The 14,916-nt window shown below is 65.3% G+C and carries 14 protein-coding genes; 6 read left to right on the top strand and 8 right to left on the bottom strand.

What is annotated here, in order from left to right:
* Positions 1 to 187 precede the first annotated feature (187 nt).
* Both AC2YJX_RS22265 and AC2YJX_RS22270 read left to right on the top strand, forming a co-directional pair.
* The gene (locus AC2YJX_RS22265) at positions 188 to 2,077 is read left to right on the top strand and encodes a patatin-like phospholipase family protein (protein WP_487257297.1); all 1,890 of its coding nucleotides are present in this window, start codon (positions 188 to 190) and stop codon (positions 2,075 to 2,077) included.
* Between the two features lie 85 nt (positions 2,078 to 2,162).
* The gene (locus tag AC2YJX_RS22270; RefSeq protein WP_487257298.1) at positions 2,163 to 2,651 is read left to right on the top strand and encodes a nuclear transport factor 2 family protein; all 489 of its coding nucleotides are present in this window, start codon (positions 2,163 to 2,165) and stop codon (positions 2,649 to 2,651) included.
* 517 nt (positions 2,652 to 3,168) lie between these two features.
* Here AC2YJX_RS22270 and AC2YJX_RS22275 read toward each other — a convergent pair.
* The 4 genes from AC2YJX_RS22275 to AC2YJX_RS22290 form a co-directional block, all read right to left on the bottom strand.
* Complete coding sequence (locus AC2YJX_RS22275) at positions 3,169 to 3,591, bottom strand: hypothetical protein (protein ID WP_487257299.1); 423 nt, start codon at positions 3,589 to 3,591, stop codon at positions 3,169 to 3,171.
* Between the two features lie 428 nt (positions 3,592 to 4,019).
* Positions 4,020 to 4,100: an SEC-C metal-binding domain-containing protein gene (locus AC2YJX_RS22280; RefSeq protein ID WP_487257317.1), complete on the bottom strand. Its 81-nt coding sequence runs from the start codon at positions 4,098 to 4,100 to the stop codon at positions 4,020 to 4,022.
* Positions 4,101 to 4,210: 110 nt separating this feature from the next.
* A complete protein-coding gene (locus AC2YJX_RS22285; protein WP_487257300.1) occupies positions 4,211 to 5,740 on the bottom strand; it encodes a SulP family inorganic anion transporter in 1,530 nt (509 codons plus the stop codon).
* Between the two features lie 130 nt (positions 5,741 to 5,870).
* Positions 5,871 to 6,728 carry a UPF0149 family protein gene (locus tag AC2YJX_RS22290; protein WP_487257301.1) on the bottom strand — a complete coding sequence of 286 codons (858 nt, stop codon included), beginning with the start codon at positions 6,726 to 6,728 and terminating at the stop codon, positions 5,871 to 5,873.
* A 215-nt stretch (positions 6,729 to 6,943) separates the two neighbouring features.
* Between AC2YJX_RS22290 and AC2YJX_RS22295 the strand changes: the two genes are divergently transcribed.
* The 4 genes from AC2YJX_RS22295 to AC2YJX_RS22310 all read left to right on the top strand — a co-directional run bounded on the left by AC2YJX_RS22295 (position 6,944) and on the right by AC2YJX_RS22310 (position 12,000).
* Entirely contained in the window at positions 6,944 to 8,686 is a 1,743-nt protein-coding gene (locus AC2YJX_RS22295; protein WP_487257302.1) for an FMN-binding glutamate synthase family protein, read from the top strand.
* Positions 8,687 to 8,694: 8 nt separating this feature from the next.
* The gene (locus AC2YJX_RS22300; RefSeq protein WP_487257303.1) at positions 8,695 to 9,516 is read left to right on the top strand and encodes a BUD32 family EKC/KEOPS complex subunit; all 822 of its coding nucleotides are present in this window, start codon (positions 8,695 to 8,697) and stop codon (positions 9,514 to 9,516) included.
* A gap of 102 nt (positions 9,517 to 9,618) precedes the next feature.
* Positions 9,619 to 11,481, top strand: coding sequence for an ABC transporter ATP-binding protein/permease (locus tag AC2YJX_RS22305; RefSeq protein WP_487257304.1), 1,863 nt, complete (start codon positions 9,619 to 9,621; stop codon positions 11,479 to 11,481).
* Positions 11,482 to 11,571: 90 nt separating this feature from the next.
* Entirely contained in the window at positions 11,572 to 12,000 is a 429-nt protein-coding gene (locus AC2YJX_RS22310; protein ID WP_487257305.1) for a GNAT family N-acetyltransferase, read from the top strand.
* A gap of 66 nt (positions 12,001 to 12,066) precedes the next feature.
* Here AC2YJX_RS22310 and AC2YJX_RS22315 read toward each other — a convergent pair whose 3' ends face one another.
* The 4 genes from AC2YJX_RS22315 to AC2YJX_RS22330 form a co-directional block, all read right to left on the bottom strand.
* Positions 12,067 to 12,297 (bottom strand): hypothetical protein, encoded by a 231-nt coding sequence (locus AC2YJX_RS22315; RefSeq protein ID WP_147433794.1) that lies wholly within the window; start codon positions 12,295 to 12,297, stop codon positions 12,067 to 12,069.
* Between the two features lie 307 nt (positions 12,298 to 12,604).
* A complete protein-coding gene (locus AC2YJX_RS22320; RefSeq protein ID WP_436130686.1) occupies positions 12,605 to 13,090 on the bottom strand; it encodes a putative toxin-antitoxin system toxin component, PIN family in 486 nt (161 codons plus the stop codon).
* Positions 13,080 to 14,372: a THUMP domain-containing class I SAM-dependent RNA methyltransferase gene (locus AC2YJX_RS22325; protein WP_487257306.1), complete on the bottom strand. Its 1,293-nt coding sequence runs from the start codon at positions 14,370 to 14,372 to the stop codon at positions 13,080 to 13,082. Before AC2YJX_RS22325 ends, AC2YJX_RS22320 begins: the two co-directional genes overlap by 11 nt.
* On the bottom strand, positions 14,369 to 14,851 hold the full coding sequence (locus AC2YJX_RS22330) for an acyl-CoA thioesterase (protein WP_055402488.1): 483 nt from the start codon (positions 14,849 to 14,851) through the stop codon (positions 14,369 to 14,371). Before AC2YJX_RS22330 ends, AC2YJX_RS22325 begins: the two co-directional genes overlap by 4 nt.
* Positions 14,852 to 14,916: the final 65 nt, after the last annotated feature.

The following is a 14,916-nucleotide window of genomic DNA, read 5'->3' on the forward strand; positions in this document are numbered from 1 at the left end:
TCGCAAGGGCCCGCCGTGCATTTGTTCACGCGCTGCCCGGCCACCATGCCTTGCACAGTGCGCACAGGTGCCCTTGCGTTCCTAGAATCCGCCGCTTCGCACGCTGCGGAACCCATCGCAAACACGACGTGTTGGCGAGCCCCCCGCTTTCCGCAGCGCCCCACCGAGCCTTGCCGATTGCGTGACCATGCCCCCTTTTACCGCCACCCAGAACCAACTGCTCACCGAGCACCTGCGCAGCTTTCTGCCAGGCATCGAACCCGAAGCGCTGGAGCTGCTGCGCGCCCAGCTGGAGTGGGTGGAGGTGCCCGGCGGCAGCACGCTGATGGCGCAGGGCGAGCCCGGCGAGTCGATGTACCTCACCGTGAGCGGCCGCCTGCGTGCCTATGTGCGCAGCGATGACGGTAGCAGCGGCCCGCAGCGCCGTGTGGCCGATATGGGCCGGGGCCAGGTGATTGGCGAGATCAGCCTGTTCACCGACGCACCGCGCGCCGCCACCGTGGTCGCCGTGCGCGACTCGGTGCTGGTGCGCCTGACCAAGGATGTGTTCAAGACCCTGCTGGCCAGCAGCGTCCAGGTGTCGATTGCCCTCACGCGCCAGATCATCCAGCGCCTGCAAACGGGCACCGCCGCCCACACGGCCGCACAGGAGCGGCCCGTGGCCATGGGCCTGCTGCCCGTGAGCAGCGGCGTAGACCTGCAGGGCTTTGGCCAGAGCCTGGCGCGCCAGCTGGGCACCATCGGCCGCGTGCGTGTGGTCGACTCCGCCACCGTGGACGCAGAGCTGCATGAGCCCGGCATTGCCCAGCGCGAAGGCGCCGACGCCACGGCCAACCGGCGCATCGCCATGCTGCTCGACGAGATCGAGGCCCGCAACGACTTCGTGCTGCTGCTGGCCGACCCCGAGCCCACGCCCTGGACACGGCGCGTGAGCCGCCACTGCGACGAGTTGCTGCTGCTGGCCGACGCGCAGGCCGAGCCCGCCATCCACCCCATCGAAGAAAACTGCCTGCTGCGCCGCGCGCCCCTGGCCGAGGCCGCCGAGATCCTGGTACTGCTGCACCCGGGAGGCACGCAGTGCCCGCGCGGCACCCAGCAATGGCTGGACCGCCGCCCCGTGGCCGACCATGTGCATGTGCGCCCCACCCTCGACCGCGACATGGCGCGCCTGGCCCGCATCCAGAGCCGCACCGCCGTGGGCCTCGTGCTGGCGGGCGGGGGCGCGCGCGGCTTTGCGCACCTGGGCATCTACCGCGCGCTGCAGGAGGAAGGCGTGGAGATCGACTGCGTTGGTGGCACCAGCATCGGATCGGTCATGGCCGCGTATGTGGCATCCGACCAGCCGCTGGCGACGGTCATGGCCAACGCCCGCGAGGCGTTTCGCACCAACCCCACGGGAGACTTCAACCTGCTGCCGCTGATGTCGCTCATCAAGGGCCGCCGACTGCGCCACATCCTGCACGAGGCCGTGGGGAGCCTGGTGGGCTTCCCGGCCCAGGTGGAAGACCTGTGGAAGAACTATTACTGCGTGGCCACCAACTACTCGCGCGCCAGCGAACAGGTGGTGCGCCGTGGCAACCTGGTGAAGTCGCTGCTGGCCAGCATCTCCATCCCCGGTGCATTGCCGCCCGTGGTGCACGAGGGCGACCTGCTGTGCGACGGTGGCACGTTCAACAACTTTCCGGTGGACGTGATGCGCAGCAGCATGCGCGGCGTGGGCACGGTGATCGGCGTGGACCTGAACTTCCGCAAGCCGCGCCGCATTGAGCTGGACGACATCCCCACCAGCTGGGCCCTGCTGCGCGACAAGCTGCGCCCGCGCGCCCAGCGCCGCTACAAGCTGCCCTCGCTGGCCAGCTACCTCATGCAGGTCACCATCCTGTACAGCATGTCGCGCCAGCGCCAGTCCCAGCAGCTCACTGACCTGTACTTCAACCCCCCCATGGACCGCGTGGGCATGCTGCAGTGGAACCGCTTCGAGCAGATCGTGCAGCAGGGGTATGCACATGGCATCCAGGTGCTGGACGGACTGGATGACATCAAGCGCCGGCGCATCGGCGGGCTGCGCACCCGTTGAGAACGCACCACACGGCCCGGTCGCCCAAGCGGCATGCAACAGGCAGGCACCGGTGTAGCATGGGCGCCCTTGAGGAGGAGACCCCATGCACCCCAACGCCCAGACCCTGCAGCGCTTCTACACCGCGTTTGCGCAGCTTGACCACGCCGCCATGGCCGCCTGCTATGCGCCCAACGCCACGTTCGACGACGAGGCCTTTTCCCTGAAGGGCCGCGACCAGATCGGCGGCATGTGGCGCATGCTATGCACCGCCACCAAAAAGCCCGGCGCGGCCGAGCACTGGAAGCTCACGTTCAGCGGTATCGAAGCCGACGCGGCCGGCGCCAAGGCGCATTGGGAGGCGCACTACCTCTTCAGCGCCACGGGGCGCAAAGTGCACAACATCATCGACGGCACCTTCACCTTCACGCCCGACGGGCTGATCGCCACCCACCGCGACCGCTTCAACTTCTGGCGCTGGGCACGGCAGGCGCTGGGGGCGCCAGGGCTGCTGCTGGGCTGGTCGCCATCGCTCAAGCGCAAGGTGCGGAGTACGGCGGCGGGGAATTTGAAGAAGTTTTTGGCGCAGGGGTGAGGGGTGGTGTTGCGGTGACGCAGATCGCTCAACGCATTGGGAACTGCGGCTCTCGGCCAGAAGCAGCCGGTCGCGACTGGTGAAAGCGGACTCTCAACGTTTTGGAGTTGACCGGCACGCGGCGGCATTGCGCCACCAGTTAGACCGCGTCGCGCCCAGCATCAGTCTTCCTCAACTTCGAAGTTGCGCCTACCACCCAGCAAATCAGCACGGCTAAGCCTGCGAACACGGCGGCACACGGGACGAAGTACAGCAAGAACCATATTGCAAGGTGCGCGGCCGGGACAGAATTCGAGAGGGCAAGTGCCGCTGCGGTCGAAGCGAGCAGGGTAGGCAACGCATAGACGCGCGTCGCCTGCCTCGCCGAGTGGATGCAAAGCATTAGGAAGGCAGCCAAGCCCAATGCCGCCACAAAGTAAACGAGGATCTCAGGTCCCATCGCGCGGTCTAACGATTGACATGAGCGGCATCCAACGTTAGGCGAAGCCCGCCGTTGGCTGTCCGCTCGATTGATGCGTTAGAGGTCACTTTCATACCTCTTTAGCCAGCGGCGAACATTGGTCACTTCAACTCGTTCCACATCACCAGCCGTGCCAGCGAAAAACTCTACCCTCTTGCCTTCTTCCCGCAACGGCCCGACCTCTAGCCAATACGTGCACTCCAGCCGATTGGAGGCGGTGCGCTTGCAATCTTCATCTCGCATGGAACTGGGCGGGGATAGGTTCGCAAGGCTGGCTCCCCTGAACTTTTTGCTTGCTGCCGCCTTAATGGCATGGGTGGTCATGTCTTGTGGCAATGCATACGCAGGCGGGGCAAACATCTCCAACTCCCACCCCAGTTGCATAACTGGCGTTTCACAGCCACAGCTAGGCGACGACACAGACAAGAGCAGCGCCGACATCACACCAGTTGCAGCAACCGCGAAGAGCTTGGCTTTCACGTGATCTCAACGAATAGCGTATCTCGCAGAACTTGCGGGATACGCTGGACCGTGCGGGATATTCTGGACACTGTTTCCTCCTGAAAGCGGCTTGCAGCCTGGGTTTGCAAGCGTAGGGCAGTGGAAACGTTCACATATAGAGATTCCCGCAAACCCCGCAAGCTTTAGCTGAGCAAACTATAGCCTGCGAACGCGCAAAGGCAGGCGTGCCGACGCTCAAGTTTGGGCCGCAAGCAGAACAAATGACCGGATTGGAGCGCTGCGCTCAACGTCGCCTTCGGGCCCAAAGCGCCCTATCACTGTGCTCGATCAGCGAAAGGCAGCCACCCACCTTGAACCCCGCCCTTGCATCTGCAACGGGGAGCAGTGAAAAAATGAAGCCCAATTGGCCTCTAGCGCCTATCCAATAAGCGCCAACAGCTATCAAATCAGCAGCATCCACCAAAACCCGTAGTACTCTTGTACTTCTTGCCACTGCCGCAATGGCACGGAGCATTGCGGCAGGACATGTGGCGATGCTGTGCACGGCGACAAAAAGGCCGACAGCCAAGCGCTGGGCCTGCTGGGTGTGCTGCGGGGCTGGTCGCCTTGGCTAAAACGCCAGCGGCCCTCTCCCCGCTCAACCGCCCACCCCTCCTTTCGCACGGGCCGGAGCGACATCGCTCCCCATCCGATCAATCAGCACCGCGCTGGCTTCGTTAAGCCCCAGCACCTGCACCGTGCAGCCATGGTGCCTCAAGCGTTCCACCACCTTGTCGAGTGCGGCCACGGCGGTGATGTCCCAGAAGTGGGCGTGCGTCACGTCGATGACCACCGCGCGGCCTTCGGCGCCCAGCACGTCGAACGCCTCGATGAACGCATCGGCCGAGGCAAAAAACACCTGGCCGGACACGCGCCAGGTGCGCTGGCCCAAGGCCGTGGCGCCATCCGCATCGTCGTGCACGCGCACCTCCAGCATGTGCGAGACCTTGAACGCAAAGAACACCCCGCTGAGTACCACGCCCACGGCCACGCCAGCCGCCAGGTTGTGCGTGGCGATGGTGACGGCCACGGTGGCCAGCATGGCGGCGCTGGACAGGCGCGGGTGGCGCACCAGGGCGCCGAGCGATTTCCAGTCGAACGTCTCGGCCGACACCATGACCATGATGGCCACCAGCGCAATCACCGGTACCTTGGATACCCAGTCTTTCAGTGCCACCATGAGGATCAGCAAAAACACCCCGGCAAACAACGTGGACAGGCGCCCGCGCCCGCCGTACTTCACATTGCCCACGGCCTGGCCGATCATTCCGCAGCCCGCAATGCCACCGAACAGGCTGGCCGCGATGTTGGCCACGCCCAGCCCCGCGCACTCGCGGTTCTTGTCGCTGGGGGTGCCGGTCAGCTCATCGACCACGGCGGCGGTGAGCACTGATTCAAGCAGGCCCACCATGGCGATCGCCAGCGCGGGCAGCAGGATGATGCGCAGGGTGTCGAGCGACGCGGGCACCTGCGGCAGCGCAAACACAGGCAACGCGTCGGGCAGTTTGCCCAGGTCACCCACCGTGGGCAGGTGCAGCCCCAGCGCCGAAGCCAGCACCGTGAGCACCACCACGCAGATCAGCGGTGACGGAATGGCGGTGAGCGCAGGCCATGCCAGCCGCTGGCCCAGCCACGGCAGGCCGTAGATGAGCGCCAGCCCCAACGCCAGCGCCCCCCAGGTGGCAGTGCTGGCGCCGTGCAGGTGCGGCAGTTGCGCGGCAAAGATCAGGATGGCCAGCGCATTGACGAAGCCCGTGCGCACCGAGCTGGACACGAAGCGCATCAACACGCCCAGCTTCATCAGCCCAAACGCCACCTGCACCGCGCCTGCCAGCAGCCCCGCCGCCAGCAGGTAGCCCAGCCCGTGCGACTGCACCAGCGGCGCAGCCACCAGCGCCACCGAGCCTGCCGCCGCCGACACCATCGCAGGCCGCCCGCCGGTGAAGGCGATGACCAGGCTGATGACAAACGAGGCGAAGAGCCCCACCGAAGGGTCCACGCCCGCCACGAAGGAGAAGGCGATGACTTCGGGGATGAGCGCAAACGTGGCCACAGCCCCGGCCAGCAGCTCGCGCGGAATGCTGGGCGCCCATTCGGCGCGCAGACGGTTCAGGGTGGAAGGGTTCATGCGGTGTGCCCTGCAAAAAACAAAGCGCGCCCGAAGGCGCGCTGCGAGGAATTTCAGATCAAAACAGGCTCTAGCGCTTATTCTGCAAGCGCCAATAGCTATTCAATCAATAGCAAATTACCCAACAAAATCAAGCCCCGTGGCACTTCTTGTACTTCTTGCCGCTGCCGCAGTGGCACGGGTCATTGCGCCCCGGCTCGGGCGCCTTGCGCACCGTCTCCACGCGCGGGCCCATGCTCTTCCACAGCTGGCGCAGGTCGTACACGGCCCAGATGGCTTCGCCGAAGGCCTCGACGCGCGCCTGGCTGGTGCTGGGTGGGCCGTCTTCGTCGTACATGCAGACTTCGGGCTTGCCGGTGTCGTCTTCGGTCAGGGCAACGATGCGCTCCAGCGCGTCGTCCAGCCACTTGGCGGCTTCCTTGTCGCGCGGGGCGGCCCAGTCTTCGGGCCAGTTTTCCACCGCAAACATGAAGCCCAGGGCCCACACCTGGCCGAAGGACGGGATCTCCTGGTCGTCGCCCATTTCGGCGCGCTGCTCGTCGGTCAGGCTGGCCACGGCGCCGCGCATGTCCATGGCTTCGGGCTGGAAGGTGCGGTCGTCGTCCAGCGTCTTCACGTCGGTGTCGAGCTGGGTCACGATTTCGGCCCAGCGGCGGCTCCACAGCTCTAAAAAGCGCGCCTGCTGGGCGGCGTCAGCAAAGGCTGGCAACTGCGGCAGCGGGTCGCCTTGGGCAATATCCAGCTCGGCGCCGTCGCCCAGCAGCATGGGCAGGTACTCGGCCGGGGCGATGGGGCGGCGGCTGCAGATCAGCGCGGTCATGAAGCCATCGCAGAACTCCCACTGCGGGATTTCCTCGCCGCGCGAGCGCAGGTCGTCGAGGATGTTGTCGATCTCTTCCAGCTCTTCAGGGCCCAGTGCGGCGGCCGGGGCGCCCGCGGGGTCATCAAGATCGTCGGTGGAGGGCGTGGGCGATGTGGGTTCGGTCATGGGGGCTCCGGTCGTCAAGCGAGAAAGCGGGGGCGGTAAAACATTGTTTTACTTTTATGATGCGCAGGCCTTGTGCCGTGGCGCTGGTGTAGCGGCGGAGGTACGGCGACCCGGGGTGGTGCCGGGCCTCAAAAGCGCCTTGCGCAATATGGCAACCCGATAAAAAGGCGGTCAGTGTAGCCCCCTCTCGCACCGCCACCAGAACCAGGACCCCCATGCTCCACCAACTGAACTCCCTGTACCCGGTGCGCTACACGGCCTTTGCGCTGTGCGTTTTCGGGCTGCTGCTGTCGCTGTTTGCGCTGGTGGCTTTTCACGTGGGGTTGCCCGTGGTGCTGGTGTTTGCTGCCCTGGTAGCAGTGGGCGTGTACGACCTGCAGCAGTCGCGCCACGCCATTTTGCGCAACTACCCGGTCATCGGGCACATCCGCTTCATGCTCGAATATGTGCGGCCCGAGGTGCGCCAGTATTTCATCGAGAGCGACAGCGAGGCCGCGCCGTTTTCGCGCGCTCAGCGCTCGCTGGTGTACCAGCGCGCCAAGGGCGACCCGGACAACCGCCCCTTCGGCACGCACCTGGACGTGGGCGCGCAGGGTTATGAATGGGTGAACCACTCGCTCGCACCCACACAGCTGCCGTCGCATGACTTTCGCGTGTGGATCGGCGGCAGCCCCGATGCGCCGTCGCAGTCCGTGGCGCCTTGCACCCAGCCTTACCACGCGAGCGTGTTCAACATCTCGGCCATGAGCTTTGGTGCGCTGTCGGCCAATGCGATCCTTGCTTTGAACCAGGGTGCAAAAAAAGGCGGCTTCGCGCACGACACGGGCGAGGGCAGTATCAGCCAGCACCACCGCGTGCACGGCGGCGACCTGATTTGGGAAATCGGCTCGGGCTACTTTGGCTGCCGCAACCCCGATGGCACGTTCAGCGAAGAGCGTTTTGCGGCCAGCGCCACCGACCCGCAGGTCAAGATGATCGAGCTGAAGCTCAGCCAGGGCGCCAAGCCCGGCCATGGCGGCGTGCTGCCCGGCGCGAAGGTGACTGCCGAGATCGCCGCTGCGCGCGGTGTGAAAGAGGGCGAAGCCTGCATCTCGCCCGCCAGCCACAGTGCGTTCAGCAACCCGGTGGAAATGATGCAGTTCATCGCGCGGCTGCGCACCCTGTCGGGCGGCAAGCCCACGGGCTTCAAGTTCTGCCTGGGACACCCGTGGGAATGGTTTGCCATCGTCAAGGCCATGCTGGTCACCGGCATCACGCCTGATTTCATCGTGGTCGATGGCGCCGAGGGCGGTACGGGCGCGGCGCCCGTCGAATTCACCGACCACGTGGGCGCCCCGCTGCAAGAAGGCCTGCTGCTGGTGCACAACACCCTGGTGGGCGTGAACCTGCGCGACCGCGTGCGCATTGGCTGCGCGGGCAAGGTGATCAGCGCCTTCGACATCGCTCGCATGATGGCGCTGGGCGCCGACTGGTGCAACGCGGGGCGTGGTTTCATGATGGCGCTCGGCTGTATCCAGGCGCAAAACTGCCACACCGGGCACTGCCCCACGGGCGTGACCACCCAGGACCCGCTGCGCCAGCAGGCCCTGGTGGTGCCCGACAAGGCCACGCGCGTGGCGCAGTTTCACCGCAGCACGCTGCACGCGCTGCAGGAGCTGGTGCAGGCCGCCGGGCTGCGTCACCCCAAGGACATCACGGCCCACCACATCGTGCGCCGCATCAGCGACACCGAGGTGCGCCTGCTGTCCAACCTGATCACGCGCATGCAACCGGGCGCGCTGCTGGGCCCGCTCGACGCGCAGCACAACGTGTTCCGCCTGTACTGGCCCTTGGCCAGCGCGCACAGCTTTCAGGCCAGCGAGCCTGCACTGGAACCCTCCATCCCCCACCATGTCGAGCTGGTGCACGCAGCAGCCGTCGGCACCGCTGCTGCGGTGGCAGGGGATGCCGCTGTATGAATTTGACGATGGACGCATCCGCCCCCACCCACACCACCGCCCCGGACTACGCCGCCTTTTTGCAGCAGCAACTGGCCACCCAGCCCCACAACGTGATGGCCCATGTGCTGGGCCACGAACAGATCTGGATCAAGCGCGCCGGCGCGCCCCACGGCACGGGCCGCTACCGCGCCATGGCCGTGCTGGCCGCCCTGCTGCGGCTGGACGCCCTGCGCCCCGTGCCCAACCCCGGCGGCCCTGCGGCCATTGCCACCGAAGTGCAGCGCCTGCGTGACCTGGCCGTGCGCGGCATCCGCGTGCCCGTGGTGCTGGCCGCCTTGCCCCATGGTTTTGCCATGCGCCACCTGGGCCACACGGGGGAAGAGATTCATTCGCTGGGCAACGAGATCGACCATGCCGTGCAGGCGGGCGACACGGCCACCGTGCTGGCGCTGTGGCAGCAGGGGCTGGACACGCTGGCCCAGGTGCACCGCCAAGGCACGTGCCTGAGCCAGGCCTTTGCTCGCAACATGGTGCGCTGCCCCGATGGCGAAGTGGCCTGCATCGACTTTGAGGACGACCCCGCCGCCGTGCTGCCCCTGGCGGTGTGCCATGTGCGCGATGCGCTGTGCTACGCGCACTCCACCGCGATCTACCTGCACACCAGCGGCACGCTGACCAAGGGGCGCGAGCGCTGGGTGGCGTGGGTGGCGCAGGAGAGCGCGGAGATGCGGGCGGTGCTGGCGACCAGTGTCCGGCGGATGGGGTGGATGGGGCTTTTGCCGGCAAGCCGCAGGCTGGGGCGGGATTTGCAGCGGGTGCGAGCGGCGTACGAGTTGCTAAGCAGATGAAACGCGGCCGTTCCTATCAAGCTGTGGTTGTCCGCTGACAGCGCCAAGCGCGCTCATCGCCTATCGTTCAGGTGGCGCTTCCTCCAGCCCTCCCTTCTTTCCATGCCACTGCCCGCCGCTGCCAGCCCAGCCGCTCCTGAGCCCACGCCCTTGCCCACCACCTCCGACAAGACCCGCCGCAGCCGACCGCCCACCCTGTCGCGGGCTGCCTGGAAGCAGTTCATGGGCGTGGCCCGGCCCTACTGGGCAGGCGACAAGAAACGCACTGCCTGGGGCCTGCTGGCACTGCTGATCGCCCTGATGGTGTGCGAGACCCAGCTGGCCGTCATGCTGATCGACAAGACGGGGGAGATGACGTCGGCCCTGGCGGCCAAGCAGGCCGACCGCTTCTGGATCGCGGTGCGCACCAGCCTTGTTGTTCTGGCATTCGCGGTGCCGGTGTACGCCTTTTATTACTACATGCGCGATGCGTTTTCCAACCACTGGCGGCGCTGGCTCACCCACCGTTTCCTGGATGGCTATCTGAGCGAACGCAAGTACTACGAGATCGGCGCGGGCGGCGACATCGACAACCCCGACCAGCGCATCAGCGAAGACATCAACACCTTCACAAGCCGGTCCACGCACTTCCTGCTGATTTTCATCGGCTCCCTGATGCAGCTGGTGGCGTTCAGCGCGGTGTTGTGGTCCATCTCCAAGACGCTGGTGGCTTTTTTGGCGGTGTATGCCCTGCTGGGCACCTTCGGGGCGCTGTACTTTTTTGGCGCGCCGCTGATCCGGCTGAACTTCTGGCAGATCCGCCGCGAGGCAGACTTCCGGTTCGGGCTGATGCGGCTGCGCGAAAACGCCGAATCCATCGCCTTCTACCGGGGCGAACCCCAGGAGCGCGTGCAGATCGACCACCGGTTCGAGGCTGCGTTTACCAACTTCGCCCGGCTCATCAAAAAGCAGCTCTCGCTCAACCTGTACCAGCGCTCTTTCAGCCAGCTCACCTTGATCCTGCCCAGCATCCTCCTGGCCAATGCGGTGCTGTCGGGTGAGCTGGAGGTGGGCCGGGCCATCCAGGCGGCAGGCGCTTTTGCCGCCGTGCTGGGCGCCATCTCGCTCATCGTGGACAACTTCGAGAGCCTGAGCCGGTTTGTGGCGGGCATCGACCGGCTCCATACCCTGTCGCAGGTCGTGCTCAAAACCCCTGCCGCGCCCACCCCCTGGGCCGAGTCCGCCCCAGCAGGCCAACCTGCGGACGATGCGACGCCCGCGATCAACGCCCACGACCCCTCCGAGCCCCCACCGCAAATCACCACCCGCATCGGCGACACGCTGGCCATCGAAGGGCTCTCGCTTTACACCCCCCACTTCGGTCGCCTGCTCGTGGCCGACCTCTCGCTGCAGCTACAGCCCGGCGACGCGCTGCTCATCACCGGCCCCAGCGGCTGCGGCAAAAGCTCGCTCTTGCGTGCCATTGCCGGCCTGTGGCACACGGGCAGCGGCACCGTGCAGCACCCGCCCCTGGAAGACATGTTCTTCCTGCCCCAGCGCCCCTACATGCAGATTGACACACTGCGCAGCCAGATCATCTACCCGAGCAAGCAGACGGCGCTGAGCGACGAACGCCTGCTGGAGCTGCTGCAGGAGGTGCACCTCGAAACACTGTCCGAGCGTGTGGGTGGGCTCAATGCGTCCTACGACTGGGAGAAACTGCTGTCCGTTGGCGAGCAACAGCGCCTGGCCTTTGCCCGCGTGCTGGCGCGCCAGCCCAGCATCGTCATCCTGGATGAAGCCACCAGCGCGCTGGACAGCGCCAACGAAACCGCCCTCTACGAATGCCTGCGCGCCAGCGGAACCACCCTCATCAGCATCGCCCACCGCCCCGCTGTGCTCAAACACCACACGCACGTGCTGGAGTTCAAGGGCGAAGGGGCTTGGGAGCTGCACGCGGCAGCGGACTTCAGATTTGATAGCTGAGCGCGGCGGCTCAAGCGACGGCGGGGCAGCTTCGCCCGATGAGAGCAGGTCGGGTTACGCTTCGCCAACCCGACCTACATGACTTCCGCAATGACCGACTTTGAGATCTACACACCCACAGCAGAAGAAGTTCACTCCGGCGTCTTAGGCCGTCGGATACGGCAATTCAACTACCGGTTCGTCGGTGAGTACGGCCAGTCCCAGCCGGTGTGGGTGAGCGCGCGTGACACCCAGGGCGAATTGGTGGGCGGGCTGCGCGGATTCGTGTTTTTGGAATGGCTGAACGTGGAACTGCTGTTTGTGGACGAAGCCGCCCGGCACCATGGAGTGGGCCGCAACCTGCTGGCCACGGCAGAACAGAAAGCCCGCAACCTGGGCGCGCACAGCGTGACGCTGAACACCTTTGAGTGGCAGGCGCGCGAGTTCTATCTTAAACAGGGCTATGAGGAGTTTGGGCACATCGACAACTACATCCAGGGATTTCAGCTGGTGTATTTGAAGAAGGTTTTGACGTCCTGATTTCCAGGGCTTGGATTGCCAACGTGGCAGGTCCGACTGCGCCCACCCACCCCACCAAACTTACGATCAACTTCCCAGCAGCATTTCGTACCTTGGCGTGTCTGACAACGGATCTGCAGACAGCACCAGCCCCTCAAAAAAATGGTGATCCTGGTCAGCCAGCAGGTGCGCGGCCTCCTGGTGCAAAAGGAACAGCACCTCTGCATAGGTTGGGTTGTGGTCCCTGCGAATCTGAACCGTAGCGCTCAATTCGGTCCAAACGCCACCGTTATCCCGAACCCAGTACGCATAGGTCACGTCCAACGTCCTGCCCGGAAACTGCCTCTGGAGCTCCTGCTCATCCAGGCTGTGTCCAATGCTCCTGCTGTACTCACGCAGGGCTGAGAGCAAAGTCTCCACATCCTGGCAAGACGGCTCAGAAAAAGACCAGGGGAGATCACGAAGGATTGACGACGGAAGACTTTGAGCCAAAGACGGCCTCGCAAAAAATGCGACAGCGCCAGCGGTATGCCAGAGGAAGTGCCGCCTTGAACTCATGTGCGGTGACAAACGATCATCGGAGGGTAACAGTCCCCACGATCTTGTCGAAGACTTGGCAGGACTATCAAACCGCAAGTGCTGCTACCCTCGCCTCCAGCACCAGCGCAGTCGCCACATCCGCCCCGAAATTCATCAAGCGCTTGCGCATACAGATCACCGCCTTGTCCTTGCTCAGCAAAATCGCCCGGTGTGCCGCCGCCAGGTCGATGAACTTCTGGTCGTCCGCGTCCTTGCAGACATAGGGCACCTTGGGCGCGATCTCCACCAGCCGCGCCTGCGCATCAAATGCAGCGAGTACCTGCGCTGCATCCACGCGGTAGTAGTCCATGCGCCCAACGATGTGCGGATAGGCCAGCACGCGCTCCAGTTCGTCGCGCATGACCTGGGTCGCTATCCAGGCCAGGCGCCCTTGGGCCAGCAGTGCGCGCAGGGGGGCGGTGCGCGGGTCGCTGAAGATCAGCAGGTCGAGCGCGACGTTGGTGTCCACCACCACAGGGCGAGCGGGTTCGCCCGGTGCGGCCTCGGCGGGCAGGCGCAGTTCAACCTGCATTGCGCGGGTCGTTGTCAGGGGCGGGTTTTGCAGCACGGTCGCGCACCGCGCCCTTCATCATGTCGAAGCGGAAGAGGCGGCATTCGATGGGGCCGTTCCACATCGGCACGCGGCGCGATTCTTTCAGGCGCATCTTGCCGGGCAGCTTGAGGTCGGGTGTGAGCATCCAGGCCTGCCAACCAGCGTAGTTCTTCTTCCAGTGCGAGGCCAGCTGGCTGAAGAATTCGCCGCCATCCTCGGTCTGCGCCTCTTCGCGGCCCACGGCCATGCCCTGGGCACGGTCGGCGGCGCGCTCGCTGGCGTTGCGGCCTGCGCTGCCTGCAGCAGCAATGCGCTCGCCATAGGGCGGGTTCAGCAGCATCACGCCGGGCTGCTCGCAGGGCGGCATGCGCTGCAGGGCGTCGCCGCCGCGCAGCTGCACGGCATCGGCCACGCCTGCGCGCTCAGCATTGCGCTGCGCAAAATCGACCATGCGGAAGGCCACATCACTGCCAAACAGGGGCACAGCGCTTGTCTGTATTGCGCTTTCAGCTTCTTTTTTAATAGCATCCCAGACATGGGCCTGGAACGGCAGCAGCTTCTCGAACGCAAAACGCCGCAGCATGCCGGCCGGAATGCGGCAGGCGATCTGCGCGGCCTCGATCACGATGGTGCCGCTGCCGCAGCAGGGGTCGTACAGGGGCTGGGGGTTGTCGCCATGCGGGTCCCAGCCGCTGGCGGCAATCATGGCGGCGGCCAGGGTTTCTTTCAGTGGCGCATCGCCCTTGTCTTCGCGCCAGCCGCGTTTGAACAGCGGCTCGCCCGAGGTGTCGATGTAGATCGTGGCCTCGTCGGTGGTCAGGTGCAGGTGGATGCGCACATCGGGCCACTGGGTGTTCACGTCGGGGCGCACCCCGCTTTTGGCGCGAAAGCGGTCGGCCACGGCGTCCTTGACCTTGAGACCTGCGAAGTTGAGGCTCTGCAGCGGGCTGTGCTGGGCGGTCACCTCGACCTTGAAGGTCTGGCGCGTGGTGAACCAGATTTCCCAGGCCACGTCGCTGGCCATGGCATAGAGATCGTTCTCGGAGCGGTACGGGCGGTGCGCCAACTGCACCAGCACGCGCTGGGCCAGGCGGCTGTGCAGGTTGAGCAGCAGCGCCTCGCGCCACGAGGCGCGCAGCAGCACGCCGCCGCGGCCGACCAGCAGGTCTTGCCCCGTGAGGCCGGTGATGCCATGCACCTCGTCGGCCAGAAAGCCCTCCACACCAGCGGCGCAGGGGAGAAAAAGTTGGAGTTGGTTCATGTCGATGGGGAGGATACGCGCTCAGACAATGCGTGGGAATCCGGCGTTCCCGCGCGGGCCAGCAGCAATTGGCGGATGGATTCGGGGATCGGCGCCACCTTGCGGTCGGCCTTGCCGATGAAGACGATGCCGATCTTGCCGCGCGCCACCTCGCGGCCTGAGGTCTTCTCGGTCATGCAAAAGACCAGGTCAAACCCATAGCGGTTGAAGTCCGCAGGCGCCATCTCCACGCGCATGGTTTCACCGTGGAAACCTTCGGACTTGTACTGCGCCACGATGTCGCCGACCACGATGGACAGCCCGCCCACGTCGGCCTCGGGGTAGCCCAGCGACTGGAAGAAGCGCACCCGCGCTTCAGAGACCAGGCTCAGCAGTTGCGCGTTGTCCAGGTGCCCGCCTTGGTTGACGTGGCTGATGTAGATCTGCAGCTCGGTGGCAAAGCCGAAGTGCGGGGGGAGGTCGAAGACGATGCGGGCCATGGTGGGGTGGCGGATAGAAAAACGAAAAATTCAAACAGGGCGAGCCATGCGCCCCCAACCGGGGT

Source organism: Acidovorax sp. SRI_002 (assembly GCF_057586455.1).

Coding starts and splice junctions, on each gene's coding strand:
- AC2YJX_RS22285 (WP_487257300.1), bottom strand. CDS start 5,740: ATGAACCCTTCCACCCTGAACCGTCTGCGCGCCGAATGGGCGCCCAGC.
- AC2YJX_RS22325 (WP_487257306.1), bottom strand. CDS start 14,372: ATGAACCAACTCCAACTTTTTCTCCCCTGCGCCGCTGGTGTGGAGGGC.
- AC2YJX_RS22290 (WP_487257301.1), bottom strand. CDS start 6,728: ATGACCGAACCCACATCGCCCACGCCCTCCACCGACGATCTTGATGAC.
- AC2YJX_RS22295 (WP_487257302.1), top strand. CDS start 6,944: ATGCTCCACCAACTGAACTCCCTGTACCCGGTGCGCTACACGGCCTTT.
- AC2YJX_RS22320 (WP_436130686.1), bottom strand. CDS start 13,090: ATGCAGGTTGAACTGCGCCTGCCCGCCGAGGCCGCACCGGGCGAACCC.
- AC2YJX_RS22330 (WP_055402488.1), bottom strand. CDS start 14,851: ATGGCCCGCATCGTCTTCGACCTCCCCCCGCACTTCGGCTTTGCCACC.
- AC2YJX_RS22265 (WP_487257297.1), top strand. CDS start 188: ATGCCCCCTTTTACCGCCACCCAGAACCAACTGCTCACCGAGCACCTG.
- AC2YJX_RS22305 (WP_487257304.1), top strand. CDS start 9,619: ATGCCACTGCCCGCCGCTGCCAGCCCAGCCGCTCCTGAGCCCACGCCC.
- AC2YJX_RS22280 (WP_487257317.1), bottom strand. CDS start 4,100: ATGTCCTGCCGCAATGCTCCGTGCCATTGCGGCAGTGGCAAGAAGTAC.
- AC2YJX_RS22270 (WP_487257298.1), top strand. CDS start 2,163: ATGCACCCCAACGCCCAGACCCTGCAGCGCTTCTACACCGCGTTTGCG.
- AC2YJX_RS22310 (WP_487257305.1), top strand. CDS start 11,572: ATGACCGACTTTGAGATCTACACACCCACAGCAGAAGAAGTTCACTCC.
- AC2YJX_RS22300 (WP_487257303.1), top strand. CDS start 8,695: ATGGACGCATCCGCCCCCACCCACACCACCGCCCCGGACTACGCCGCC.